Raw genomic sequence first — 24,611 nt, forward strand, 5'->3', positions numbered from 1 at the left:
TCCGGGCGCAGAGCCTTGATTTTCCTGGCGGCGACCTTGCTTGCGAGTTTTAAAGACTGCGATTGTCCGATCTGGTTCCTGACAGCTCGTCAGTGCGATCTATCTGCGGCAAAAGCGCACAGAGGCTCAAGACTTTAGTCGTATGACCGATAAGTCATACATACCCCGTCTCAGACCTCGTGCCAATGCGCGCTTTTTGGTGAACACCATGTCCCTTCGTAATATGAATATCGCGCCGCGGGCGTTCCTTGGCTTCACCCTGATCGGTAGCCTGATGCTGATTCTGGGTGTGTTCGCCTTGAATCAGATGAGCAAAATTCGCGCTGCCGGTGAAGACATCGTTCAGAACAGCGTGCCGAGCATCAAGGCCCTGGACGAGTTCACCCAGCTCGCCTTGCGCCAGCGGGTGTTGTCTTACCGCTTGCTGACCAACCGCGAGCCGGACGTACAGCAAAAGACTCTCGCGCTGTTCGATCAACGCAGCCAGCAGATTCGCACAGCCCAGTCCGATTACGAAAAAGTCATCAGCAGCCCGCAGGAACGTGCGGCCTACGATGAGTACGTGCAGCTGCTGGGTCAGTACCGCCAGCTTGAAGATCGCATGAAGAGCCTGTCGCGCAATAACCAGGTCGATGAATTGCGCACATTGCTCAACACCGAACTGCTGACCAACTCCGAGGCGGTCAACACCGTGCTTAACCGGCTGATGCAGATCAACAACGATCAAGCCGCCGACTTCAACCAGAAAGCCGCCGACCAATATTCCTCGGCCTTCAACCTGGTGGTAACCCTGCTGGTGATCGCTACAGGCTTGACCCTGCTGTTTGCCTGGCTGCTGACCAACAGCATCACCCAGCCCATCGCCAAGGCCCTGAGCGCCGCCGAAGAAATCGCCGAGGGCAACCTGACCCGGCCGATCATCGTCGACGGGAGCGACGAAGCTGGCCGCTTGTTGCAGGCCATGTTGAAGATGCAGGAGAAACTGCGCGACACCCTGCAACGGATCTCGGGTTCGGCGACTCAGTTGGCTTCCGCCGCCGAAGAGCTGAACAGCGTCACCGACGAAAGCGCCCGTGGCCTGACTCAGCAAAACAACGAAATCGAGCAAGCCGCGACGGCCGTCAACGAAATGACCAGTGCCGTGGAAGAAGTCGCACGCAACGCGGTCAGCACCTCCGAAGCCTCGAAAAACGCCACCACCTCGGCCGGTGACGGCCGTGATCTGGTGCAGGAAACCGTCAGCGCCATCGAACGCATGAGCGCTGATGTGCAGAGCACTGCCACCCTGATCGGCGACCTGGCCAACGAGTCTCGAGACATCGGCAAGGTGCTGGACGTGATTCGCGGTCTGGCCGATCAGACCAACCTGCTGGCACTGAACGCCGCCATCGAGGCTGCTCGTGCCGGTGAAGCCGGTCGCGGTTTTGCCGTGGTCGCCGACGAGGTTCGCGCCCTGGCTCACCGCACACAGCAATCGACCAGCGAAATCGAGCGCATGATCGGCAGCATCCAGAGCGGCACCGAACACGCCGTCGACTCGATGCGCAACAGCACCGAGCGCGCTGAGTCGACCCTGAACATCGCTCGTGGCGCCGGTATATCGCTGGACACCATCAACAGCGCCATTGTCGAAATCAACGAGCGCAACCTGGTGATCGCCAGCGCCGCCGAAGAACAGGCCCAAGTGGCCCGTGAAGTCGACCGCAACCTGGTGAACATCCGCGACCTGTCGGTGCAATCGGCCACCGGCGCCAACCAGACCAGCGCTGCGAGCAACGAACTGTCGCGTTTGGCGCTGGACCTGAACAATATGGTTGGGCGGTTTAGCCTTTAATTACGCGTAGCCTGGAAAAGATCGCAGCCTGCGGCAGCTCCTACGGATGTATACCTTGTAGGAGCTGCCGCAGGCTGCGATCTTTTGATCGTCAAAAGCTTTTTGACAGCATCACATTTCAACAGGTTAGAATCGCTGGCACGCAGACTGCATGGTCAGTCTGCGCCTGTCTTTCAGCTTTCCGGAGTACTGCCTTTGAATGCGACGACCATCAACAGCCTGTTCTTGATCGGCGCGTTGCTGGTAGGTGCGAGCATTCTGGTGAGCTCACTTTCGTCCCGCCTCGGGATCCCGATTCTGGTGATCATCCTGGCCGTGGGCATGGCTGCCGGCGTCGACGGCGGCGGCATCATCTTCGATAACTACCCAACCGCCTATCTGGTCGGCAACCTCGCGCTGGCCGTGATCCTGCTCGACGGCGGATTGCGCACCCGGGTCGCGAGTTTCCGCGTGGCATTATGGCCGGCGCTGTCGCTGGCCACGGTCGGGGTACTGATCACCACCGGGCTGACCGGCCTGGCCGCGGCCTGGCTGTTCAACCTGAACCTGATCCAGGGTCTGCTGATTGGCGCCATCGTCGGCTCCACCGACGCCGCGGCGGTGTTCTCGCTGCTGGGTGGCAAAGGTCTCAACGAACGGGTGACCGCCAGCCTGGAAATCGAATCCGGCAGCAACGACCCGATGGCGGTGTTTCTCACCGTCACCTTGATCGACATGCTCGCCAGCGGCCAGACCGGCCTGCACTGGAGCCTGCTCACCCACCTGTTTCGTGAGTTCGGCATCGGCGCCATCGTCGGTCTGGGCGGTGGCTGGCTGATGCTGCAAATGGTCAATCGAATCCACCTGGCCGCCGGCCTGTACCCGATTCTGGTGATCGCTGGCGGTCTGGTGGTGTTCGCCCTGACCAACGCCTTGCACGGCAGCGGCTTTCTCGCGGTGTACCTGTGCGGCCTGGTGATCGGCAACCGTCCGGTGCGCAGCCGCCACGGCATTCTGCACATGCTCGACGGCATGGCCTGGCTGGCGCAGATCGGTATGTTCCTGGTGCTGGGGCTGCTGGTGACACCCCACGACTTGCTACCCATTGCCCTGCCCGCCCTCGGTCTGGCGCTGTGGATGATTCTGTGTGCGCGGCCGCTGTCGGTGATGGTCGGCCTACTGCCGTTCAAGGCTTTCCATGGGCGCGAGAAGGCCTTTATCTCCTGGGTTGGCCTGCGCGGCGCGGTCCCGATCATTCTCGCGGTGTTCCCGTTGATGGCCGGCCTGCCAAACGCCCAGCTGTACTTCAACCTCGCGTTCTTCATCGTGCTGGTATCGCTGCTGGTGCAAGGCACCAGCCTGCCGTGGGTTGCCAAACTGCTGAAGGTGACGGTTCCACCAGAACCCGCGCCGATCTCTCGGGCCGCCCTTGAAGTGCACGTCACCAGTGAGTGGGAACTGTTCGTGTACCGTCTTGGCGCAGAGAAATGGTGCATCGGCGCCGCCCTTCGCGAGCTGAAAATGCCCGAAGGCACACGTATCGCGGCACTGTTTCGCCGTCAGCAACTGCTCCATCCGTCGGGTAGTACGGTGCTCGAAGTCGGCGATTTGCTCTGCGTTATCGGCCATGAACACAACCTGCCGGCGCTCGGAAAACTCTTCAGTCAGGCGCCGCAACGCGGCCTCGATTTGCGGTTCTTCGGCGACTTCGTTCTGGAAGGCGACGCCCAGCTGGGTGCGGTTTCAGCGCTGTATGGGCTGCAACTCGAAGGGGTCGATCCGGATATGCCGCTCGGTCGCTTCATTACCCAGAAAGTCGGTGGTGCTCCGGTAGTCGGTGACCAGGTGGAATGGAACAACACCATCTGGACGGTCGCGGTCATGGACGGGAACAAGATCGCCAAAGTGGGCGTCAGATTTCCCGAAGGAAGTCGCCCGGGCCCCGGGTTGTTCCTCTAAACTCCTTTTTTCGTTACGTTTTCGATCGGTCTCTATGCCTACTCTGCGCTCATTTTTTGCTATTGCCCTGCTCGGGCTCAGTCTCTCCGTCGGCTCCCTGCAAGCGGCCGAACCGCCGTCTGCTGAGACCGTGCAGAAGAGCCTGGACAAGATTGCCGAGCGCAAACTGCCCGAGGCCGATCAAAAAGCCCTGCAACTGGTGCTGCAACAGACACTGACTCAACTGTCCAACAGAGACGATTACGAAAAGCGCCTGAACGACCTCAAGCAGCAATTGAGCACTGCGCCCAAGCAGAACATCGAAAACCAGCGCGAGCTGGAGCGCCTCAAGGCCAGCAAAGCCGTACCGGTCGAGCAACGTTACGCCAACCAGTCGGTGCCACAACTCGAGCAGATGCTCACTGAACGCAGCACCCAGCAAAGCGATCTGCAAAAAGCCCTGGCCGATGCCAACAGCCTGATCATCACCGCCCAGACCCGCCCCGAGCGCGCCCAGGCCGAGATCAGCGCCAGCCAGACACGCATCCTGCAAATCAATGGCATCCTCAAGCTGGGCAGAGACAGCGGCAAAGCCCTGACGAACGAACAACGCGACACACTCAACGCCGAGCTGGCAGCGTTGAACGCGCTGATCCCGCTGCGTCGCCAGGAACTGGCTGGCAACAGTCAACTGCAGGACCTGGGCAACAGCCAACATGACTTGCTGCTAGAGAAAACCGCACGGATGGAGCGGGAGATCCAGGACCTGCAAACCCTGATCAACCAGAAGCGCCTGGCCCAGTCTCAACAGACGGTGACTCAGCAATCGATCGAAGCGCAAAAGTCCGGCGGCAGCAATCTGCTGGCCACGGAAAGCGCTGCCAACCTGAAGCTCTCCGACTACCTGCTCAAAAGCACCGACCGCCTCAACGAACTGACCCAGCAGAACCTGCAAACCAAGCAGCAACTCGACAGCGTGACCCAAAGCGACGCTGCGCTGGACGAGCAGATCAGCGTACTCAAGGGCAGTCTGTTGCTGTCGAAGATTCTCTATAAACAAAAGCAGGCCTTGCCACGGCTCACGCTTGATCGGAACCTGGCCAACGACATCGCCGACATTCGCCTGTACCAGTTCGAGGTCAATCAACAGCGCGAACTGATCAGCACGCCCGGCGCCTATGTGGATAACTTGCTGGCGAGCCAGCCAGCCGATCAGGTCACCCCGCAACTGCGCAAAAACCTGCTGGATCTGGCTGTCACTCGCGCCGACCTGCTGGAGCGCCTGAGCCGCGAGCTGAGTGCGCTGCTCAACGAATCCATCACCCTGCAATTGAATCAGAAGCAATTGCTCACCACCGCCCAGAGCCTGCGAGCGACCCTCGACGAACAGATGTTCTGGATTCCCAGCAACAAGCCACTGGATTTCGAATGGATGCGCGGCGTGCCGGACCGACTGGAGAAACAGGTCGTCACGCTGCCGTGGGCTTCGAGCCTGAGCGAGCTGGCCGACGGCCTGACCCAGCGGCCACTGCTGTTTCTGCCGCTGGTGCTACTGATCGGCTTCCTGGTCTGGCGGCGCAAATACCTCTATGCGCGACTGAACAAGGTGCACCAGGACATCGGTCACTTCAAACGTGACAGTCAATGGCACACACCGCAGGCGATCCTGATCAACGTGTTGCTGGCAATGCCGGTGTCACTGGCCCTGGCCCTGTGCGGTTTCGCCTTGCAGATCGACGCCCGCGGGCAAAACGCCAACCTCGGCGCCGCGCTGCTGCAAATTGCCCAGGCGTGGCTGGTGTTCTACACCGCATACCGGATCCTTGCGCCGGGTGGCGTGGCGGAACTGCACTTTCGCTGGGAAAAACCTCAAGTGGAATTCCTCCGTGGCTGGATCCGTCGTCTGGGCCTCGTGGTGCTGGCGCTGGTGGCCGTCGTGGCGGTTGCCGAATTGCAACCGGCATCCCTGACGGATGACGTTATCGGCATTGCCGTGGTGCTGACCTGCTATGCCTTGATGGCCTGGTTGCTCAGCCGCCTGCTGATCAACAGCCCGACACATAACAGCGCCTCACTGTTTCGCAAAGCTGTCGGCATTCTATTCACCGTGCTGCCGATCGCCTTGTTTATCGCCGTGTGCTTTGGCTATTTCTACACCGCACTGAAACTCAGCGACCGGTTGATCAACACCCTGTACCTGCTGATGTTCTGGCTGATCATCGAAGCCACCTTTGTCCGCGGTCTGGCCGTCGCGGCGCGGCGTCTGGCCTACCAGCGCGCCCTGACCAAACGCCAGGCCGCCAAGGAAGCCGGCGACGGTGAAGCGGTTGTCGAAGAGCCGACACTGGACATCGAGAAGGTCAACGAACAGTCCCTGCGCCTGATTCGTCTGGCCCTGCTCGGCGGTTTCATCGCTGCGCTGTATTGGGTCTGGAAAGACCTGATCACGGTGTTCTCGTACCTGGACAACATCACGTTGTACGAATACACCAGCGGCGTCGGTGCCAACATGAGCATGGTGCCGATCAGCATCGGCGACATGCTCGGTGCGCTGATCATCATCGGTATTACCGTGGCCCTGGCGCGAAACCTGCCGGGGTTGCTCGAGGTGCTGGTGCTGTCCAAGCTCGACCTGGCCCAGGGCAGCGCCTATGCCACGACCACCTTGCTGACCTATGCGATTGCCGGTGTGGGTTTTGTCTCCACCCTGTCGACCCTCGGCGTGAGCTGGGACAAACTGCAATGGCTGGTCGCAGCACTCTCGGTGGGTCTGGGTTTCGGCATGCAGGAGATCTTCGCCAACTTCATCTCCGGGATAATGATCCTGTTCGAACGTCCGGTACGAATCGGTGACACCATCACCATCGGCAACCTGTCGGGTACGGTGAGCAAAATCCGCATCCGCGCTACCACCATCACCGACTTCGACCGCAAGGACATCATTGTCCCGAACAAGACGTTCATCACCGGGCAACTGATCAACTGGTCGCTGACCGACACCGTGACCCGCGTAACCCTCAAGCTGGGCGTCGGCTACGATTCGGACCTGGAGCTGGTGCGAACCCTGCTGCTCAGAGCCGCCATGGAAAACCCGCGCGTGCTGAAGGACCCTACGCCTTCGGTATTCTTCCTGAACTTCGGTGAAAGTACCCTCGATCACGAGCTGCGTATTCATGTCCGCGACCTCGGTGACCGTAATCCGGCACTCGATGAAATCAACCGGTTCATCAACAGCGAGTTCAAGAAGCACAACATCAACATCGCTTTCCGTCAGGTGGATATCCACCTGAAAAACCTGACAGGCCAGGAACAGCTGTTGCTGACCAGCGATGCGGTCAAACCCGCCACGTCTCCCGATAAAGGCAAGACCCCACCCGAGCCACCGTCGGTGCAACTCGACTGACTGGACGCCACGTGCCATTCCCCAGCAGAATGCTCGGACATTTTGCTGGAGATGGCCGTTGAAAGCCCTCGACGAACTGACCTTCGACAACCGCTTCGCCCGCCTGGGCGATGCGCTCTCAACCCACGTACTGCCTGAGCCCATCGGCGAACCACGACTGGTGGTTGCCAGCCCTGCGGCCATGGCCCTGCTGGACCTCGACCCGGGCGTTGCCGAGACGCCGGTGTTCGCCGAACTGTTCGGCGGTCACAAGCTATGGGCAGAAGCCGAGCCACGGGCGATGGTCTACTCCGGTCACCAGTTCGGCTCCTATAACCCGCAATTGGGCGACGGTCGCGGGCTACTGCTGGGCGAGGTCTACAACGAGGCCGGCGAACACTGGGACTTGCACCTCAAGGGTGCCGGGCAAACACCGTACTCGCGCATGGGCGATGGCCGCGCGGTGCTGCGTTCGTCGATTCGTGAGTTCCTGGCGTCTGAAGCGTTGCACGCCCTGGGCATCCCGACCACCCGCGCACTGTGCGTGATCGGTTCGAACACCCCGGTCTGGCGTGAGAAACAGGAACGGGCGGCAATGGTCCTGCGCCTGGCGCAGAGCCATGTGCGCTTCGGGCACTTCGAGTACTTCTACTACACCAAACGACCCGAGCAGCAGAAAGCCCTCGGCGAGCACGTATTGGCGATGCACTTCCCCGAGTGCCTGGAACAGCAGGAGCCCTACCTGGCGATGTTCCGCGAGATCGTCGAGCGCAACGCCGAGCTGATCGCCAAATGGCAGGCTTATGGTTTCTGCCACGGGGTGATGAACACCGACAACATGTCGATCCTGGGCGTCACTTTCGACTTCGGCCCGTTTGCCTTCCTGGACGACTTTGACGCAAATTTCATCTGCAACCATTCCGATGATCAGGGTCGCTACTCGTTCAGCAATCAGGTGCCGATCGGCCAATGGAACCTCAGCGCGCTGGCCCAGGCCCTGACACCGTTCATCAGCGTCGACGCTCTGCGCGAAACCCTCGGCTTGTACTTGCCTCTGTATCAAGCTCATTACCTGGACTTGATGCGCCGTCGCCTCGGCTGGACCACAGGCGAAGAGGACGACCAGAAACTGCTCGAAAAACTGCTGCAACTGATGCAGAACAGTGGCGTCGACTACAACCTGTTTTTCCGCCGTCTGGGCGATCAAGCCGCCGAGCTTGCCGTCGCCCGCTTGCGCGACGACTTCGTCGACATCAAGGGTTTCGATGCCTGGGCCGAGCTCTACTGCGCACGCGTCGCCCGCGACGGCAACAGCGATCAAGCACAGCGCCGCACCCGCATGCACGCGGTCAACCCGCTCTACATCCTGCGCAACTACCTGGCACAGAAAGCCATCGACGCGGCAGAAAGTGGCGACTACGCAGAGGTTCGCCGTCTGCACGCGGTACTGAGCAAACCGTTCGAAGAACAGCCAGGCATGGACAGCTACGCCGAGCGCCCACCTGAATGGGGCAAGCACCTGGAGATCAGCTGTTCGTCGTGAGGACGCTCAGATGAAGGTTTCCACTGACACGCCGAAGCCATGCACTCCAAGCAGTCACATGGCCATGATGCGCAAGAACTTGCGCAGCGTGCCTGTGCATAACTCGGTCTCGATCAGGCTTGCAGCATCGCCTGTATGGCTTTCAAGGCACTGCGCAACTTCTTGCGCTGTGGTGCGCAAGAAGTTGCGCAATTTTCTTGACAAACCATCGATATTTGCTCGACTAAAAACATAACTTGTTGATTTTTATAGATTAAATATAAACGGCATGAAGCTTGATAACCATCAGGTGTGCATCGGGCGATTTTCTCTCCCGGATACCCTCGATTGATCAGGCAAGGAAAGCTTTCATGCCAACACCCGCGTATCTATCCATCACAGGCACCACTCAAGGCCTGATTACAGCAGACACGTTCACCCAAGACTCTGTCGGCAACATCTATCAGGAAGGTCACGAAAACCAGATTCTGGTTCAGGCTTTTCAGCATCAGGTCATCATTCCCAGAGACCCACAATCTGGTCAACCGACCGGCCAGCGCGTACATCGTCCCCTGATGATCACCAAAGTTTTCGACAAGTCTTCGCCGTTGATCTTTAGCGCACTGACCTCTGGTGAAAGACTGGAGAACTGCCACTTGGCGTGGTATCGCACATCCAGCGCAGGAACTCAGGAGCACTATTTCAGCATTGAGTTGGTCGATGCACTGATCGTTGAGGTCCAGTCACGTATGCCAAACTGCCAGGATCCGAACATGTCGCACTTTACCCATCTGGAAGACGTGTACTTCACCTACCGCAAAATCATTTGGACCCACGAAGTATCGGGCACTTCCGGTTCTGACGATTGGCGCGCCCCAATCCACAGCTAAGTCAGATTGCTCAGGTGCTTGCATCGGCCAGCCCTACTGACCGGTGCAGTCCACACAGATCGGAAACTCTCGCGTCAGAGGCACCCGCAAGGGTGTCCGGATCAGCGGTGACACGTCATAAGAACAACAAATCATCGCACCTTCCCGCTCGATTCGTTTCAACTTGCCCCATGAGCGAAGCCAAAACCCCAAGTGAGCAACTTCTTGCGCACTCACCTTCTGGAAAACATCGACCATTCCTGCTCCAGGCCACGCCACACAAGGCCTGCAGCCAAGTGCGCAAGAAGTTGCGCAGCACTGTGCAACTTCTTGCGCACATTAGAGATTTCTCCTACAGCAAAACAGGGAAGGTCCGACACTGATAACGCATATCTCCTTGATTTATATGCGAAATGCACTACATGGCACGAAGCTTGAAATGTAGGAGTACCCACCGGGCGATCTCGCCTCCCGGGCACCCTCATTTATTTAGCAAGGAGAGCATCCATGGCTACACCAGCGTATATGTCCATCACTGGCACCAAACAAGGCCTGATCACCGCCGGTGCCTTCACCGCAGATTCGGTTGGCAACACCTACCAGGAAGGTCACGAAGACCAGGTCATGGTTCAGGGTTTCAGCCACGAAGTGATCATCCCGCGTGACCCGCAGTCCGGCCAACCAACCGGCCAGCGCGTTCACAAGCCAGTAAAAATCACCAAGGTTTTCGACAAGTCCTCGCCACTGCTGCTGGCAGCTCTGACTTCCGGCGAGCGCCTGACCGAAATCACCATCCAGTGGTACCGCACTTCGGCTGCCGGCACCCAGGAACACTACTTCACCACCAAGCTTGAAGACGCGATCATCGTCGACATCAAAGACTACATGCACAACTGCCAGGATCCGTCGAACTCGCACTTCACTCACCTGGAAGACGTAGAGTTCACCTACCGCAAAATCACCTGGACCCACGAAGTATCCGGTACTTCGGGTTCCGATGACTGGCGTTCCCCGGTCGCTGGCTAAGTCTGGCCGACCGTTACAAAACATCGGCCAGCTCTGCTGGTCGATGTTGTTTGCGCCACCCAAGAATTCTTGCCTTCGTTGATCGCCCACTCAGGGCATCGATGGATGCTGCAGCACTGCACGAGGAACAACGGATGTTCGCGCCGGCCAACCAGACTCACTTCGCCCTGACCGTAGAAGGTCTGGCGAACGATCTCCAGGTACTTGCCCTCACCGGTCGAGAAGCCATCAGCCAACCGTTCGCGTTCGACGTCGAACTGGTCAGCGAAAACCCGTCCCTGGACCTCGAAAGCCTGTTGCACAAACCGGCTTTTTTGCAGCTCGCACAAAACGGCACGGGCATTCACGGGCAGATCTATCGTGTTGCCCAAGGCGATGCCGGTAAACGCCTGACCCGCTACTCGGTGACCCTGCGTCCGCAGTTGTCTTACCTGTCGCACCGTATCAACCAACGCATCTTCCAGAACCTCAGCGTGCCGAAAATCATCGGCCAGGTCCTCGAAGAGCACGGCATCCAAAGCAATGCCTACGAATTCAAAGTCGGGGCGATTTATCCCGAGCGTGTGTACTGCGTTCAGTATGATGAATCGGACCTGCATTTCATCCAGCGCCTGTGCGAGGAAGAAGGTATCCACTACCACTTTCAGCACAGCGCCACGAGCCACAAGCTGGTGTTCGGTGATGACCAGACGGTGTTCCCGAAACTCGCGCCCGTGGCCTACCAGCAAGACTCCGGCATGGTCGCCAACGACCCGGTGATCAAACGCTTCGACCTGCGCCTGGAAACCCGCACCAGCCGCACCACGCGCCGCGACTACGACTTCGAAAAACCGCGCATCACCCTCGAAAGCGAGTCCCGTGGCGACACCAAACCGGACCTCGAAGACTACGACTATCCGGGGCGCTTCATCGACCGCGAACGCGGCAAGCACCTGGCCAAGCGAAGCCTTGAACGGCACCGCAGCGACTACCAACTGGCCGAAGGCAAAAGCGATCAGCCGTTGCTGGTCAGCGGGCATTTCCTGGCCCTGAGCCAACACCCCAAAGCCAAGTGGAACGATCTCTGGCTGCTCACTGAAATCCTTCACGAAGGCAAGCAGCCGCAGGTGCTCGAAGAGTCGGTGACCAGCGACACCACCGACCTCAAGGACGACTTCCACCAGGGCTACCGCAACCGCTTTCAGGCCACACCGTGGGACGTGCCGAACCGGCCGCCGCTGGCGCACCCGAAACCGCGCATCCTCGGCAGCCAGAGTGCGGTGGTCACCGGCCCCAAAGGTGAGGAGATCCACTGCGACCAGTACGGCCGGGTGAAGGTGCAATTTCACTGGGACCGCGAAGGCCAGGCCGACGACAAGACCAGCTGCTGGCTGCGCGTCTCGTCCGCCTGGGCCGGCGCCCACTATGGCGGCATCGCCATCCCGCGCATCGGCATGGAAGTGCTCGTCACCTTCCTCGAAGGCGACCCCGACCAGCCGCTGATCAGCGGCTGCCTGTACCACAAGGAAAACGTCGTTCCGTACGACCTGCCGGCGAACAAGACCCGCAGCACCTTCAAGACCCTCAGTTCTCCGGGCGGCGGCGGTTACAACGAGCTGCGCATCGAAGACAAGAAAGGCCAGGAACAGATCTTCCTGCACGCCCAGCGTGACTGGGATGAAAACATCGAGCACGACCAGAAAATCCGCGTCGGCAACGAACGCCACGACACCGTCGAGGCCAACAGCTACAGCGAGTTCAAGGCCGAAGAGCACCACACCGTCTACGCCGACCGCAAAGTCGAAACCCGCGCCAACGACCACCTGACTGTCGGCGTGAACCAGCACATCAAAATCGGCACCGGCCAGTTCATCGAAGCCGGCCAGGAAATCCACCTGAGCAGCGGCCTGAAAGTGGTGCTCGAAGCCGGCAGCGAACTGACCCTCAAGGGCGGCGGCAGCTTCATCAAGATCGATGCCGGCGGCGTGACCCTCAGCGGTCCGGCGATCAACATGAACTCCGGCGGCAGCCCAGGCAGCGGCACCGGCGCAGCACCGTTAATGCCCGGCGTGCTCAAGCAAGCCGACGCCGACCAGGCCGGCGCCGTGCTGACCCCGACGCAGATCAACACCCTCAAGCGCAACGCGCCGTTCTGTGAAGAGTGCGAAAAGTGCAAGGCAGGTGCCTGTGCCATCTGATCGCCTGACACCCCGTAACTGGCTCGCCAGCCGTCCGCTGCAAGCCGGTGAGCACTTGTACCTGATCATCAGCAACGCCAGCGATGCGGCGCCGCTCAATGCGTTTTACCAGCAAGAAGCGACCACCGAACTGATCCCGATCTGGGGCGGCACACCTTATGCCGACTGGCAGCCGGTGATGCCGTACCTCGCCGAGCTGAAACCCGGCTCGGCGTTCCTCGAATGGATTGCCGAAACCGACGCCGAAGACTGGGGCTGGCTGGCGGTTTCCAGCAGTGCGCCGGACGTGGTGTTCGAACACTTGCGCAGCCTGACCCAGGTCCGCATGCCGGATGGGAGCGAGGTGTTTTTCCGGTTTTGGGATGGGCGGCATATCTACCCGATCCTTGAAGGCCTCGGCGTGGGGGCCGGTGAAATTCTGCCAGTGTTCGAGCGCTACCTGATCAATGGCCAAAGCCTGGAAGTCGGCGCACGCGGCGTGCCGCCGGCCAAGGCGTGGCCGTGGTGGGAAGTGCCGCAGGGGTTGCTTGATCGGCTCGCGGCCAAAGACCCGACGACCCTGATCGACAACCTGATGCAATGGCTGAGCGAGGAACGCCCGGACATTTACGCCGCTTATCCCGAGAGCAACCTGAGGCACAAAGTCGCCCGTTTCGTGCGCCGCCCCGATGCTCCGAAACCCCTTAATGAAGCACTGCTAAACCACCTGATTCTGGAGCAAGGCTGATGGATCGCGTTGCCTACGTCGACAACCAACTGAGTACCTTCAAGGACAGCCTGACGCTGTACCGCGAGCAAACCCAAACCTGGTACGCCAAAGCGGCCGACAAGGTCAGCCGGGCGACTGACATGCCCTCGCTGCTGGGCATGGAGCGGGTGCTCAAGGTCGGAAACACCAGCAAATCGGTCACCATGACCGACGGTGACTTCTCGAGCGTGGCCCAGTGCCCGCTCAAGGGGCCGCTGCTGATCGAAAGCAAATTCGAATCGGTCTATGACATCCCGATCGGCGACATCGAAGTTGAAATCGTTGCGGTGGAAGGTGGTGCGGTCAGCAAAGTCAAACTGGATGCCAAGGGCAAAGCCAGCTGGACGGGTGGTGTGCCGGGCAAGTTCTACAAGATCCGGGTTCACAATGAAGTGACACCGGCTCAGATCGATACCTTGTTCAAATCCTATGACGGCCTGACCGGTCAACTGGAAGGGTTCCTGCGCAAGGAATGGGCGGGGTTCAGGCCTCAGTGGGCGACCCAGTCCGCTTCGTCTGCCGCCATGGCGGTCGGCAACGGCATCCTGGAAGGCGGTTGGGAGGCGATCAAGGGGGTGTGGGACGGGATCAGCATGGTGCTCGATATCCTGCAGAACCCCAAAAAATTCAAAGATGATCTCGGAGCAGGTTTCGCCAAACTTGAAGCGCTGGCCAACGACGCACCCGACGTCATGAAAAAGGCCATGTTGCTCGCCAGCGACGAGGCCGCCCTATTCCTGATGGTGCGCAGCGCCCTCATCTGGCTGGCAGGCTTACCGCCGACACAAATGGCTGGCAAAGCCGCGAAAGTGGCGACGGCAGCCGTCGTCGGGATCGCGATCGATATCGTGATTTCGATAGTACTGACCATTGCAGCGGAAGGTACGGGGGTCATTTACCTTGCAGCGCGGCTGAAAAATTATGGCGAAATCGTCATCAAGGCCGTGACTGGTTTTGTCGAGTCCGTGTTCAAGATCATCAAAGGCTTCATGGAGTACGTGGAGAAGTACACCGCTGTTGCCGCGCGTGGTGTGACGGCCCAGATGAAGAAAGGTTTGGCGCAGTTGCGTTTTGATGGCAAGCGCAACTCGAAACTGGAGAAAGCTGAAAAGGCCCACCACGACGCGTCCAAACAGTCGAAAAACCCCGACGAAAAAAGCGCGACGTGCGCCAAGAAAACCTGCACCAATGGCTGCCCGGTATCGATGGTCACCGGTGAGGAACTGCTGACCCTGACCGACGGCCAGCTCAACGGTCTGCTGCCCTTCGAGTGGACTCGCCTCTACCGCACCAGCGCCGCTGAAATCGATTGCGGCCTCGGCTACGGCTGGAGTCACGCGCTGGCGCAACGCGTTGACATCGCGGGCGACGACGTGGTCTGGACCGACCATGAAAACCGCGTCACGACGTTCCCGCTGCCGAGTGCGCAACGCCCGGCCATTACCAACAGCCTGTCGGAAGCGGCGATTTTCCTCGGTGACGATCCGTCCGAGCTGATCCTCACCCAAGCTGGCGAACGCGCCCGGTTCTACCACTTCCGCTACAACAGCAAGGGCGCGACACTGATCGCCATCAGCGACGATTACGGCAACCGTCTGCACATCACTCGTGACATTCACGGGCGGATCAAACGGGTCGACAACGGCGCCGGTCGTGCCTTACTCCTGCGTTACGACCGCAAACACATCATCGCCGTCGACTATCAGCAGTTCAGCCCTGCCGACAACCTGGAAGATGCCTGGAGCACGGTCCAGACACTGATCACTTATGGCTATGACGCACAGTGGCGCCTGATCGAGGCGAAGAACGCTGCCAGTGAAGCCGAGCGCTATGCCTACAACGATCAGAACGTGATCCTTGAACGGCAACTGGCCGGTGGCGCGAGCTTCTTCTGGGAATGGGAAAAGGAAGGCAAGTCGGCGCGCTGCATCCATCACTGGGCGAGCTTCTCGCAGATGGACGCGCACTACGTCTGGGATGACAAGGGCAGCGTCACGGTTACCAACGCTGACGGCAGCGAAGAGGTTTACACCCACGACGATCAGGCGCGGCTAGTCAGCAAAGTCGACCCGGACGGTGCCGAACACCTCAAGGCCTATGACGAAAAAGGTCGTTTGATTGCAGAGAAAGATCCTCTCGGCGCGGTGACCGAGTACCACTACAACGAAGCCGGCCGCATGACTGCCGTTGTTCCGCCAGAGGATGAGCCGACCTCCTACGAGTACAGCGACGGTTTCGTCAGTGAAGTCCATCGTGGCAAGGCGACCTGGAAGTACCGGCGCAATAACCAGGGCGACATTACCCAACAGATCGATCCAGATGGCAACGCAACGTCCTACAGCTACGACCGCCAAGGCCGTCTACTGGAAATCCGCCACCCGGACGGTAGCCGCCATCAACTGGGCTGGAACAATCTCGGTCAACTACTGGAGGAGCGTCTGCCCGACGGCGGTCAACGCAAATACCGCTACGACGCATTGGGACGGCAAATCACCCGTCAGGAAGAAAGCGGCGCCATCACCCAATACCAATGGGACAACGCCAACCGCCTCGCGCAAATCACCCTGCCCGGCGGCGCCACCCGTGCCTTCAGCTACAACCCTTATGGCCGCGTTACCGCCGAACGCGATGAACTGGGCCGCGTCACCCGCTACGAATACGCCGATGGCCTGCACCTGGTCAGCCGCCGTATCAACCCGGATGGCAGCCAATTGCGTTATCGCTACGACAACTCGCGCCTGCTGCTCAGCGAAATCGAAAACGAACGTGGCGAGCACTACCACCTCGATTACTACCCGAACGGCCTGATCCAACAGGAAACCGGCTTCGACGGGCGGCGCACCGCTTACGAATATGACCTGAATGGCCAACTGCTGAAGAAAACCGAATTTGGCGATGACGGCAGCGAACTGATCACCGAATACCAACGCGACGCCGCTGGCCGACTGCTGGTGAAAACCCTGGCCGATGGCGAGGAAATTCACTACAGCTACGACGCCTTGGGTCGCCTGGCGAACGTCGACGACGGTCACTGGCCGCTCGCCTACGAATACGACCTGCAAGACCGCCTGATAACCGAGCATCAGGGCTGGGGCACCCTGCGTTATGAGTACGACACGCTCGGCCAGTTGAGCCATTGCCGCCTGCCCGACGGCAGCAAGCTCGACTATCGCCACCAAACCGGCGGTCGCCTGAGCAGCATCGACCTCAACGGCTCGCGTCTGACCACCCACCAGTTCAGCGCTGGCCGCGAACAGCAGCGCCAGCAAGGCCTGCTGCTGAGCCAATACCAGTACGACGAACAAGGCCGGTTGCAGGCGCACACCGTCAGTCAGCAGGAACGCAATCTGTTCCAGCGCCGCTACGCCTACGACGCCAACGGCAACCTCGCGGGCATCGATGACAGCCGCAAAGGCAATCGCAGCTACCACTACGACCCGCTCGACCGCCTGATCAACGTGCGCGGCAGCACCCCGGAAAGCTTCGCCCACGACCCGGCCGGTAACCTGCTGGGCCAAGGCGACCAGCCCGCCGCCAACCTGGCCAATGTCAAAGGCAACCGCCTGCTGATGCAGGGCGACCGCCATTACGACTACGACGCCTACGGCAACCTGACCCGCGAACGCCGCGGCACCGGGCAAAAACTCGTCACCGAATACAGCTACGACTGCCAACACCGCCTGATCGGCGTCAGCCTGCCCGGCGGCAGCAACGCAACTTACCAGTACGACGCCTTCGGCCGCCGCATCGCCAAGACCGTCGATGGCCACACCACCGAGTTCCTCTGGCAAGGCGAACGGCTGATCGCCGAAAGCGCCAACAACCGCTACCGCAGCTACATCTACGAGCCCGGCACCTTCCGCCCGCTGGCCATGCTCGACGGCGAAGGCCCGCTCAAGGCCGAGCCGTTCTACTACCAGCTCGACCACCTCGGCACCCCGCAGGAACTCACCGACTACAGCGGCGAGATCATGTGGTCCGCCAAGTACCGCGCCTACGGCAACCTGGCCACGCTGGATGTAGCCGAAATCGACAACCCGCTGCGCTTTCAGGGTCAGTATTTCGATGCGGAAACGGGCTTACACTACAACCGCCATCGCTACTACAATCCGGGGACCGGGCGGTTTTTGACTCCGGATCCGATCAAGCTTGCGGGTGGGTTGAACAACTACCAGTACGTGCCTAACCCTACGGGGTGGGTGGATCCGTTGGGGTTGATGTGTGAACCGTGCGATGGCCCCGACGCAGAGAAATCAAAAAAATCTAGGGACGCTGACTACGAAAACCTTCCTCGCCTTCCCAGTACTCCAGAAGAAGGGTATTTGTATCGCGGAGTACACAAGGGGCACCCTGCAGAAAATGATGCGATAAACGGAAAAGTAACTCCCGGAAAAATCAGCGGCGACGTTAGCCCTGACGACCACAACTACGGTGGGCACTCCGGTGAGAGCCCATATACTTCATGGACAAGATCACCCGATATCGCCAAGAAATTCGCTCAAGAGGACGGAGTTATTCTAAGGCTCAAGGTTGGAGCCCCTAAAGAGGGGGACAAGTGGTCATGGCAGTACTCCGAGGACCGCTGGGGAGAACAAGAGGTCCTTCTGAAAGGCCCCCGCGAAGGGGATATTGAGGTATTTAGACCATGAACATATTAGATTTTTTAGAACAAGATTTTAATCTCTCGGGTAGCGGGCTAGAAACAGCCAAGCTTATCCGAAGAGAAACAGATGAAGATTTTGTTTATAAAAACGAGTACATCATAAAAAAAACAGGTGATGCATACAAAAAAGAAATCACCACACAAAAAGAAATAGCCGATACCGCTGCCATGGCGATACCGGGTTTCGAGCAGCTTATTAATGCACTGTCAGAGATACAACCAGAAACCGTCATATCAATGCGATTCATTGACAGCTTGAATTGGGACGGTCGAATTTATTTCGACGAGACAAAAAAAATACTTGGAATGATATTAGGTAAAAAGAAAAACAAGAATTGGAAAACGCCCCCAAACTGGGACGGCTCAGAGGAAATGCTAAGACAATACAACGCATCTTCAAGCTCTAGCCAAAAGGATGATTAAAAGAAAAGGAGACGGATTTACTTCCTAGACACTCAGTAAAAATAAATCCATCCGCCTTCATCCTGAAGTGTCACCGCTGGAGCTACAGGAAAAACAATGAAATTCAATGATGTTTTTTTCAGAAAAAAAGAACGATTTTCTGTCGGAATTGAAGAAAAAACAGGAAGATTCTACGTTTCGATACCAGTCAGCAACCAAATGGTTGACTATGAAGAGTACTTCGAAATTGACGAGAACACCTTTGATGCATATATAAAAAATCCAACTACCGCACTATCATTCGTCGAGTGCTGCCGAAATCGAGAAGTAGACAATCTATTAATGATTCAACCTGGAATAGATCGTGGAGTCGCAACCTAGAAGCGGCCCAACAAAATGACGAAAGAAAATTAAAAAAATTGGACAGATATATTTTCAAGCACTCAGTAAAAATAAGTCCGCACCCCACTCTCTCAAAGCATTCGAGATAAGCTGTGAATATGCATCGCATCACTCTTCCAAACGGCTGGATTGCTGAATTTGAAAACCAAGGCGAATTTCGCATGTCGGCTGAGGGTTGGAATCTGGTTTTGCGGGGGCCAAACCAGAAAAGCATCCAATACTTCAAAGACAAGATCATTGTAGTGAACGATGACGACGGCACTCAGGCCAAGTCGTGTATTCGCCTCTCTTCCGACGGAGTTCACGGCTACTTGACCACTGGATTGGATCAAGGCTGGGTGATTGATTTTGCGCGATGCATGATCGCTCCGCATCGTGTACAAATCCATCATCATCACGACGGTTACGATGAAAGTATCTCGATGTACGAGCAACCTGCCTTCAAACGCACACGCGAGTATATAAGCGTGACAGGTATGTATATTTACCTGACCTTCCCATTCACCAAGGATGAGGACTTCCCGAAAATTTGGGAGGAATATCTCCAGATCCGAAGACGTCAACTGGACGAGCTTTACTTCAGGAACTGACCCCTTTTCCCTGTAAATTTTCCTGACTCCCCCAAGAAGAAACCGTCCTAGGCCAAGTCCTAAGACATTTCCTGCACGCTATAGCGCCTTAGGTGAACTTGTCCCAAATCAACCACGCGGATAGTCTTCACAAGTCGCCACAAATTCAGCGGCCAGTTTTGACAGACTGAACAGTATCAAGGCATGCAAATGCCGCTATGCGGCTCCATAGCTCAGGGAGCTTCACCATGAAAAAGATCACCCTCAAACCACTCAGCCTCACCGCCACCGATCCCCTCGATACCCAAAACCCGCCCCAACGTCCAAGCCCCATCTTCACCGTTACCCCCAATATCGACACCGAAACCCTGTTGGTCCACGCCAGCGAAACCCTGGCCTCGCTGAACGCGATGACCACCGACCTGGCCTTTGAACTTGAAGGGTCGCACCGCAACGTGGCACTAGGTATTCAGCAGATGATCGTGTTGGGCGAGCTGCTGGTGAACAGAGCACTGGAGAACCTCGACCAACCCGATTCGGCGGGCAGCCGGCTCAATCCGTCCGCCGTCCATTGACGGGCCGCGCTGTTTTATCGAATGGAGTGTTCCCCATGTCTCGATACATGCCCATCACCGGCCTGGACTGCAACGTCCCTTCCCTGCTGATCGACACCGAAGCCCCGCTCGACGTGCTGCATGAAACAGCGGCCTTCCGCATCCGCAGCGCCACCCAACTGCTGGAAACCTTCGCCTTGCGCGACGACATCCAGGGTGACGCCAGCGTTCTACACGAGGTTGCGCAGGCGCTGGTCATTTCGCTGCGCGACGGCTGCGACATACTGGACGTCATCGGGCGACGCTTGCGGGCGCAGGTTTCGGCGTAATGAATATGGGCGACCCCAAGGCCTAATACCAGTCAGTTAAGCCAGTACGCAATCCGTAGCAGCTGGCGAAGCCTGCGTTCGGCGGCGTAGCCGTCGTATATTCGGCATACACGGATTACTGGAAGACCGCATTGCATGATTTTACGACCGCTTCGCGGCCGAACGCAGGCTTCGCCAGCTGCTACGGGGTATGCGTCGCTCCGGAATCTCTTAACTGACTGGCATTAACCCCAACGTCGCCCATTTTTTTGCTTAACACGAGGGTTAGAGACGTTTGAATAGACCTCCTTTACGCCTCCATAAGACTCACTGTACTGTCGCCTAATCTACTTAAAGATCATTTTGGCGAATCTTAATGAGCACTTTCTTCCCCCTTGATTGCTCTGAAAGCCTTGTATCCATTGGGCTGCTGGCGAAAAAACGACGTCAAGAGCGCGGAATGAGGCAAAAAGACCTCGCCAAACAGGTAGGGGTGGCGACAGGTACTCTCGGCAAAATTGAGGCGGGCGAAGCGGTCGTTGAGCTGCGCACATTCATGTTGGTGCTCTGGCACCTGGGACTTCTCTCGGAAGTCTTCAATGACACCCTGATAAACAAAGCGCCTGCTGAATCATCAAAGCAGCGAGTACGTATGAAGCGCGTGACCGAAGCGTCCTTCTGATGAATACGTATGGCATAGCCCTCCTGCCCATCAACTTGATATCTCTGCCACCAGCCTCCAACTACTAAACCTCTGCCTCGCCTCTACGGAGCTCTCCGATGTCCGATCCACTGCTCATCCCCTGCCCCCACTGCAACGGCCTCAACCGCATCCCCGCCGAACGTCTGGGCGATAACCCCAAGTGCGGGCGCTGCAAAGCCGAAGTCCTGCTGAACAAGCCCTTCGAGTTGAAGCAAGGCGATTACGCCAGTCAGATCAAGGGCGATCTGCCGTTGCTGGTGGATGTGTGGGCGGACTGGTGTGGGCCGTGCAAGTCGTTTGCGCCGGTGTTCGAGCAGGCGGCGGGGCAGTTGGCGGGCAAGTGTCGGTTGGCCAAGCTGGACAGTGAGGCGAATCAGCAGTTGTCGGCGCAGTTGGGGATTCGCTCGATTCCGAGTTTGATTCTGTTCAAGAACGGCCGGGAAGTGGCGCGTCAGAGCGGGGCGTTTCCGTTGCCGCAGTTGATGAGTTGGTTGCGTAGTCAGGGGATCTGACGACGATCTCAACGCCACCCTGAACCCAATGTGGGAGCGAGCTTGCTCGCGATAGCGGCCTGACAGCCAACATCTCTGTTTAATGTCACGCCCTCATCGCGAGCAAGCTCGCTCCCACATGGGTTCTATGTTGTCTGTAGGAGTCAGGTGTTTTCCAGCAGGTTGTGCAGTTCGACGAATTGCTGGGTCAGTTTGTGCCGGGGGTCGAGGTGGATCAGTGGCATGTTGGCCTGGTGCGATTCGCGCATGCGCACCGAGCTGCCCAGGTACACCGGTAGCACCGGCAGGCCCTCGGCGATCAGTTCGTCGAGCATCTGCTGCGGCAGGCTCGCGCGGGCCTGGAACTGATTGACCACGATGCCTTCGACTTGCAGGTCTTCGTTGTGGTCTTCCTTCAACTCTTCGATTTCTGCCAGCAGGCCGTACAGCGCCTGACGGGAGAAGCTGTCGCAGTCGAAGGGAATCAGCACGCGATCGGCGGCAATCAACGCTGAAACCGCGTAGAAGTTCAACGCTGGCGGGGTGTCGAGGTAGATCCGGTCGTAGTCTTCGGCCAGTTCGTCGAGCAGTTTGCGCAGCTTGTTGATCTTGTGTTTGGCCTCAAGCTTGGGCTGCAGGTCGGCAAGCTCTGCGGTGGCGGTAACCACGTGCAGGTTGTCGAACGGGGTTTCGTAGATATCGACCTGGTTTTTCTTCGAGAACGGCCCGGATGACAGGGTTTGCTTGAAGAAGTCGGCAATGCCCATCGGGATGTCGTTGCCGGTCAAACCCGTCAGGTACTGAGTGGAGTTGGCCTGGGCATCGAGATCCACCAGCAGCGTGCGATAGCCCTCGCTGGCGCTGACCGCCGCCAGATTGCAGGCAATACTGGATTTGCCCACGCCACCTTTCTGATTGAACACCACGCGCCGCATGTCAAAACCTCCGTGTATCAAAGAATGACCGAGTGTAGTAGCCGACACCGCTGCTTAGCTACCTCGTTGGCAATCGGACTACACAGTCAGCTGCAATCTCGGCAAAAAACCGACCTGCTTCGCTCCTCTATCGATGAATCATCTGGCAGACACGTCTGCAAAAAACTGAATAATGGCCAAACGACAGCTTTTTTAGTCGATAAACGACATGGCGCGCCGAACAAAATGGAGCCAGTATTTGCTACAAGCCTGCTGCACCGGGATAATGCGCGCCGCTCGGCCGTAGCGTCATGCCGGGTCAGTCGCCAGTCAATCGACTCACCGCGTCAAGGAAGCCCGCAGGGGCGGGATGAATTTTCAGTGATCAAATTCAATATCGCCCAATGGCGCGCTTGGGCCCCTGGGCTCGAGAGCGTGGACGATTGGCAAGCCTGGAGCCGACAACCGGTCGTGCTTGAGAGCAGCGATGCCGCCCCCGACGTATCGTTTCTGCCGGCCATGCAGCGCCGGCGACTCAGCCGTCTGGCGCGGATGGCCTTTAGCGTCGGCTGGCCATTGGCCGAGGGTCGCGAACAGCTACCGTTGGTCTTTATTTCTCGTCACGGCGAAACCCCGCGTACCTTCGAGATTCTCAACGATCTGGCAGCCGATCAGCCGCTGTCGCCGACCCAGTTCAGCCTGTCGGTGCACAACGCTGTCATCGGACTGTGGTCGATCATGCGTGGCGAAATTAGCGAGATGACCGCCCTCGCCGCGGCCGGCGATGGCTTTGAACACGGCATGCTGGAGGCTGCGGCGCTGCTTGAGGAAGGCGCGCCTGCGGTATTGCTGGTGATCACCGAAGAGCAACCGCCGCAAGCCTACTCAGCCTGGATCGACGATGTGCCGTTTCCGTACGCGGTCGGCCTGTTGATCACACCCGGAAATCAGTGGCAGCTGTCCTTGAACAGCACCTCGGATGCGTTGTCCAAACCCCACTGGCCCCATGCACTGAATCTGTTGCGCATGCTGCTCGGCCAGCAGACCACCTGCCAACATGCCTGGAAAAATCGTGTATGGACCTGGCAACGCAACCTGTAACCGCTAAAAACCGCGACGCCTACTACTGGCGTCTGCTGGCTACCGCCGTGAGCTTTACCCTCTTCGGGTTGGGCGCGCTGTGCCTGCGATTGGTGGTTTTACCGCTATTGAGTTGCCTGCCGGGCGATGCCCAGACCCATCGGCAACGGGCGCGACATATCGTCAGCCGGATATTCTGGTTTTTTGTCCGGTTCATGGCCCGCTCGGGCGTGCTGACCTATGACATCCAGGGCGCGGAAAAACTCGGCCGCCCGGGGCAGATGATCATCGCCAATCATCCATCGTTGATCGATGTCGTGTTCCTGATCGGTCTGGTGCCCCACGCCAACTGCGTGGTCAAGAAGAGCCTCTGGGAGAACCCCTTCACTCGCGGTCCGCTACGCCGCACCGAATACATCAGCAACGACGGCAGCATGGACATGCTCGACGCCGCCGCCGATGCACTGAAAAACGACCAGACCCTGATAATTTTTCCCGAGGGCACTCGCACCCAACCCGGCCAACCGCCGGCCTTTCATCGGGGCGCTGCGGCAATCGCCCTTCGCGGTGCGAGAATCGTCACCCCGGTGATTATCAAGGTCAGCCCGACAACCCTGACCAAGGCCGAGCCTTGGTATCGGATCCCAAAACGTCGCGTGCACTTCAGTTTCCGTGTAGGGGCCGATATAGATCCACAAGCCTTCGCAGCGCTCGGCTCACCCCCTCAGGCCTCGCGCAAACTCAACGATTATTTTCACCATTACTTTATTAAGGAGCTCGCCGAAGATGAGCGATCTGAAGCGTGAAATAAAACTGCTGATCATCGAAGCCCTGGGCCTCGAAGACATCGGTGTGCAAGACATCGGCGACGAGCAGACGCTGTTCGGCGAAGGCCTGGGTCTGGACTCGGTTGACGCTCTGGAGCTCGGCCTGGCGATTCAGAAAAAGTACGGTATCAAGATTGATGCCGAAGCCAATGACACCCGCGGTCACTTCACCAACGTGACGAGCCTTGCGGCGTTCGTCACTGCAAAACAGGCGGCTTGAGAC

At 58.4% G+C, this 24,611-nt stretch carries 20 protein-coding genes and 1 pseudogene; 20 read left to right on the plus strand and 1 reads right to left on the minus strand.

Translation table 11 applies throughout. The features are described 5' to 3' along the window. Positions 1 to 223: 223 nt before the first annotated feature. The 17 genes and pseudogenes from BK659_RS28230 to trxC all read left to right on the plus strand — a co-directional run. Positions 224 to 979, plus strand: a pseudogene (locus tag BK659_RS28230) (MCP four helix bundle domain-containing protein); the annotation flags it as partial. Next, positions 971 to 1,834, plus strand: coding sequence for a methyl-accepting chemotaxis protein (locus BK659_RS28235; RefSeq protein ID WP_404942510.1), 864 nt, complete (start codon positions 971 to 973; stop codon positions 1,832 to 1,834). The pseudogene BK659_RS28230 and the gene BK659_RS28235, both read left to right, overlap by 9 nt. 195 nt (positions 1,835 to 2,029) lie before the next feature. Beyond that, positions 2,030 to 3,772 (plus strand): potassium/proton antiporter, encoded by a 1,743-nt coding sequence (locus BK659_RS04195; protein ID WP_123423864.1) that lies wholly within the window; start codon positions 2,030 to 2,032, stop codon positions 3,770 to 3,772. Positions 3,773 to 3,806: 34 nt separating this feature from the next. Continuing rightward, positions 3,807 to 7,154: a mechanosensitive channel MscK gene (gene mscK / locus BK659_RS04200; protein WP_123423865.1), complete on the plus strand. Its 3,348-nt coding sequence runs from the start codon at positions 3,807 to 3,809 to the stop codon at positions 7,152 to 7,154. A gap of 58 nt (positions 7,155 to 7,212) precedes the next feature. After that, on the plus strand, positions 7,213 to 8,676 hold the full coding sequence (selO, locus tag BK659_RS04205; protein WP_123423866.1) for a protein adenylyltransferase SelO: 1,464 nt from the start codon (positions 7,213 to 7,215) through the stop codon (positions 8,674 to 8,676). 350 nt (positions 8,677 to 9,026) lie between these two features. Next, positions 9,027 to 9,545 carry an Hcp family type VI secretion system effector gene (locus BK659_RS04210; protein ID WP_123423867.1) on the plus strand — a complete coding sequence of 173 codons (519 nt, stop codon included), beginning with the start codon at positions 9,027 to 9,029 and terminating at the stop codon, positions 9,543 to 9,545. A gap of 486 nt (positions 9,546 to 10,031) precedes the next feature. Further along, complete coding sequence (locus BK659_RS04220) at positions 10,032 to 10,550, plus strand: Hcp family type VI secretion system effector (RefSeq protein WP_123423869.1); 519 nt, start codon at positions 10,032 to 10,034, stop codon at positions 10,548 to 10,550. 134 nt (positions 10,551 to 10,684) lie between these two features. After that, positions 10,685 to 12,727 (plus strand): type VI secretion system Vgr family protein, encoded by a 2,043-nt coding sequence (locus BK659_RS04225; protein WP_123423870.1) that lies wholly within the window; start codon positions 10,685 to 10,687, stop codon positions 12,725 to 12,727. Next, positions 12,717 to 13,454, plus strand: coding sequence for a DUF4123 domain-containing protein (locus BK659_RS04230; RefSeq protein ID WP_123423871.1), 738 nt, complete (start codon positions 12,717 to 12,719; stop codon positions 13,452 to 13,454). The genes BK659_RS04225 and BK659_RS04230 overlap by 11 nt, the downstream gene beginning before the upstream one ends. Continuing rightward, positions 13,454 to 18,124: an RHS repeat-associated core domain-containing protein gene (locus tag BK659_RS04235; RefSeq protein ID WP_259740205.1), complete on the plus strand. Its 4,671-nt coding sequence runs from the start codon at positions 13,454 to 13,456 to the stop codon at positions 18,122 to 18,124. The genes BK659_RS04230 and BK659_RS04235 overlap by 1 nt, the downstream gene beginning before the upstream one ends. After that, the gene (locus BK659_RS04240) at positions 18,121 to 18,561 is read left to right on the plus strand and encodes a hypothetical protein (RefSeq protein ID WP_123423872.1); all 441 of its coding nucleotides are present in this window, start codon (positions 18,121 to 18,123) and stop codon (positions 18,559 to 18,561) included. Before BK659_RS04235 ends, BK659_RS04240 begins: the two co-directional genes overlap by 4 nt. A gap of 96 nt (positions 18,562 to 18,657) precedes the next feature. Continuing rightward, positions 18,658 to 18,921 carry a hypothetical protein gene (locus tag BK659_RS04245; RefSeq protein WP_123423873.1) on the plus strand — a complete coding sequence of 88 codons (264 nt, stop codon included), beginning with the start codon at positions 18,658 to 18,660 and terminating at the stop codon, positions 18,919 to 18,921. A 119-nt stretch (positions 18,922 to 19,040) separates the two neighbouring features. Further along, positions 19,041 to 19,532 carry a hypothetical protein gene (locus tag BK659_RS04250; protein WP_259740209.1) on the plus strand — a complete coding sequence of 164 codons (492 nt, stop codon included), beginning with the start codon at positions 19,041 to 19,043 and terminating at the stop codon, positions 19,530 to 19,532. A 227-nt stretch (positions 19,533 to 19,759) separates the two neighbouring features. Beyond that, positions 19,760 to 20,086 carry a DUF6124 family protein gene (locus tag BK659_RS04255; RefSeq protein ID WP_123423875.1) on the plus strand — a complete coding sequence of 109 codons (327 nt, stop codon included), beginning with the start codon at positions 19,760 to 19,762 and terminating at the stop codon, positions 20,084 to 20,086. 35 nt (positions 20,087 to 20,121) lie between these two features. Then, positions 20,122 to 20,394, plus strand: coding sequence for a hypothetical protein (locus BK659_RS04260; RefSeq protein ID WP_123423876.1), 273 nt, complete (start codon positions 20,122 to 20,124; stop codon positions 20,392 to 20,394). 355 nt (positions 20,395 to 20,749) lie between these two features. Then, positions 20,750 to 21,055, plus strand: a complete 306-nt coding sequence (locus tag BK659_RS04265; RefSeq protein WP_123423877.1) for a helix-turn-helix domain-containing protein — start codon at positions 20,750 to 20,752, stop codon at positions 21,053 to 21,055. A gap of 98 nt (positions 21,056 to 21,153) precedes the next feature. After that, entirely contained in the window at positions 21,154 to 21,588 is a 435-nt protein-coding gene (trxC, locus tag BK659_RS04270) for a thioredoxin TrxC (RefSeq protein ID WP_123423878.1), read from the plus strand. Positions 21,589 to 21,731: 143 nt separating this feature from the next. On the opposite strand, the gene BK659_RS04280 is transcribed toward trxC, so the two are convergent. Then, a complete protein-coding gene (locus BK659_RS04280; RefSeq protein WP_123423879.1) occupies positions 21,732 to 22,502 on the minus strand; it encodes a ParA family protein in 771 nt (256 codons plus the stop codon). Positions 22,503 to 22,862: 360 nt separating this feature from the next. Here BK659_RS04280 and BK659_RS04285 point away from each other — a divergent pair, with 360 nt between their 5' ends. Genes BK659_RS04285 through BK659_RS04295 form a run of 3 tightly spaced genes read left to right on the plus strand, consistent with a single transcriptional unit; the run spans position 22,863 to position 24,608 of the window. After that, positions 22,863 to 23,582, plus strand: coding sequence for a beta-ketoacyl synthase chain length factor (locus BK659_RS04285; RefSeq protein ID WP_123423880.1), 720 nt, complete (start codon positions 22,863 to 22,865; stop codon positions 23,580 to 23,582). Next, positions 23,558 to 24,367 (plus strand): lysophospholipid acyltransferase family protein, encoded by an 810-nt coding sequence (locus BK659_RS04290; RefSeq protein WP_123423881.1) that lies wholly within the window; start codon positions 23,558 to 23,560, stop codon positions 24,365 to 24,367. Before BK659_RS04285 ends, BK659_RS04290 begins: the two co-directional genes overlap by 25 nt. Further along, entirely contained in the window at positions 24,348 to 24,608 is a 261-nt protein-coding gene (locus BK659_RS04295; protein ID WP_123423882.1) for a phosphopantetheine-binding protein, read from the plus strand. Before BK659_RS04290 ends, BK659_RS04295 begins: the two co-directional genes overlap by 20 nt. Positions 24,609 to 24,611: the final 3 nt, after the last annotated feature.

Origin of the sequence: Pseudomonas brassicacearum (genome assembly GCF_003732225.1) — a bacterium.
Taxonomy (GTDB): Bacteria; Pseudomonadota; Gammaproteobacteria; order Pseudomonadales; family Pseudomonadaceae; genus Aquipseudomonas; species Aquipseudomonas brassicacearum_E.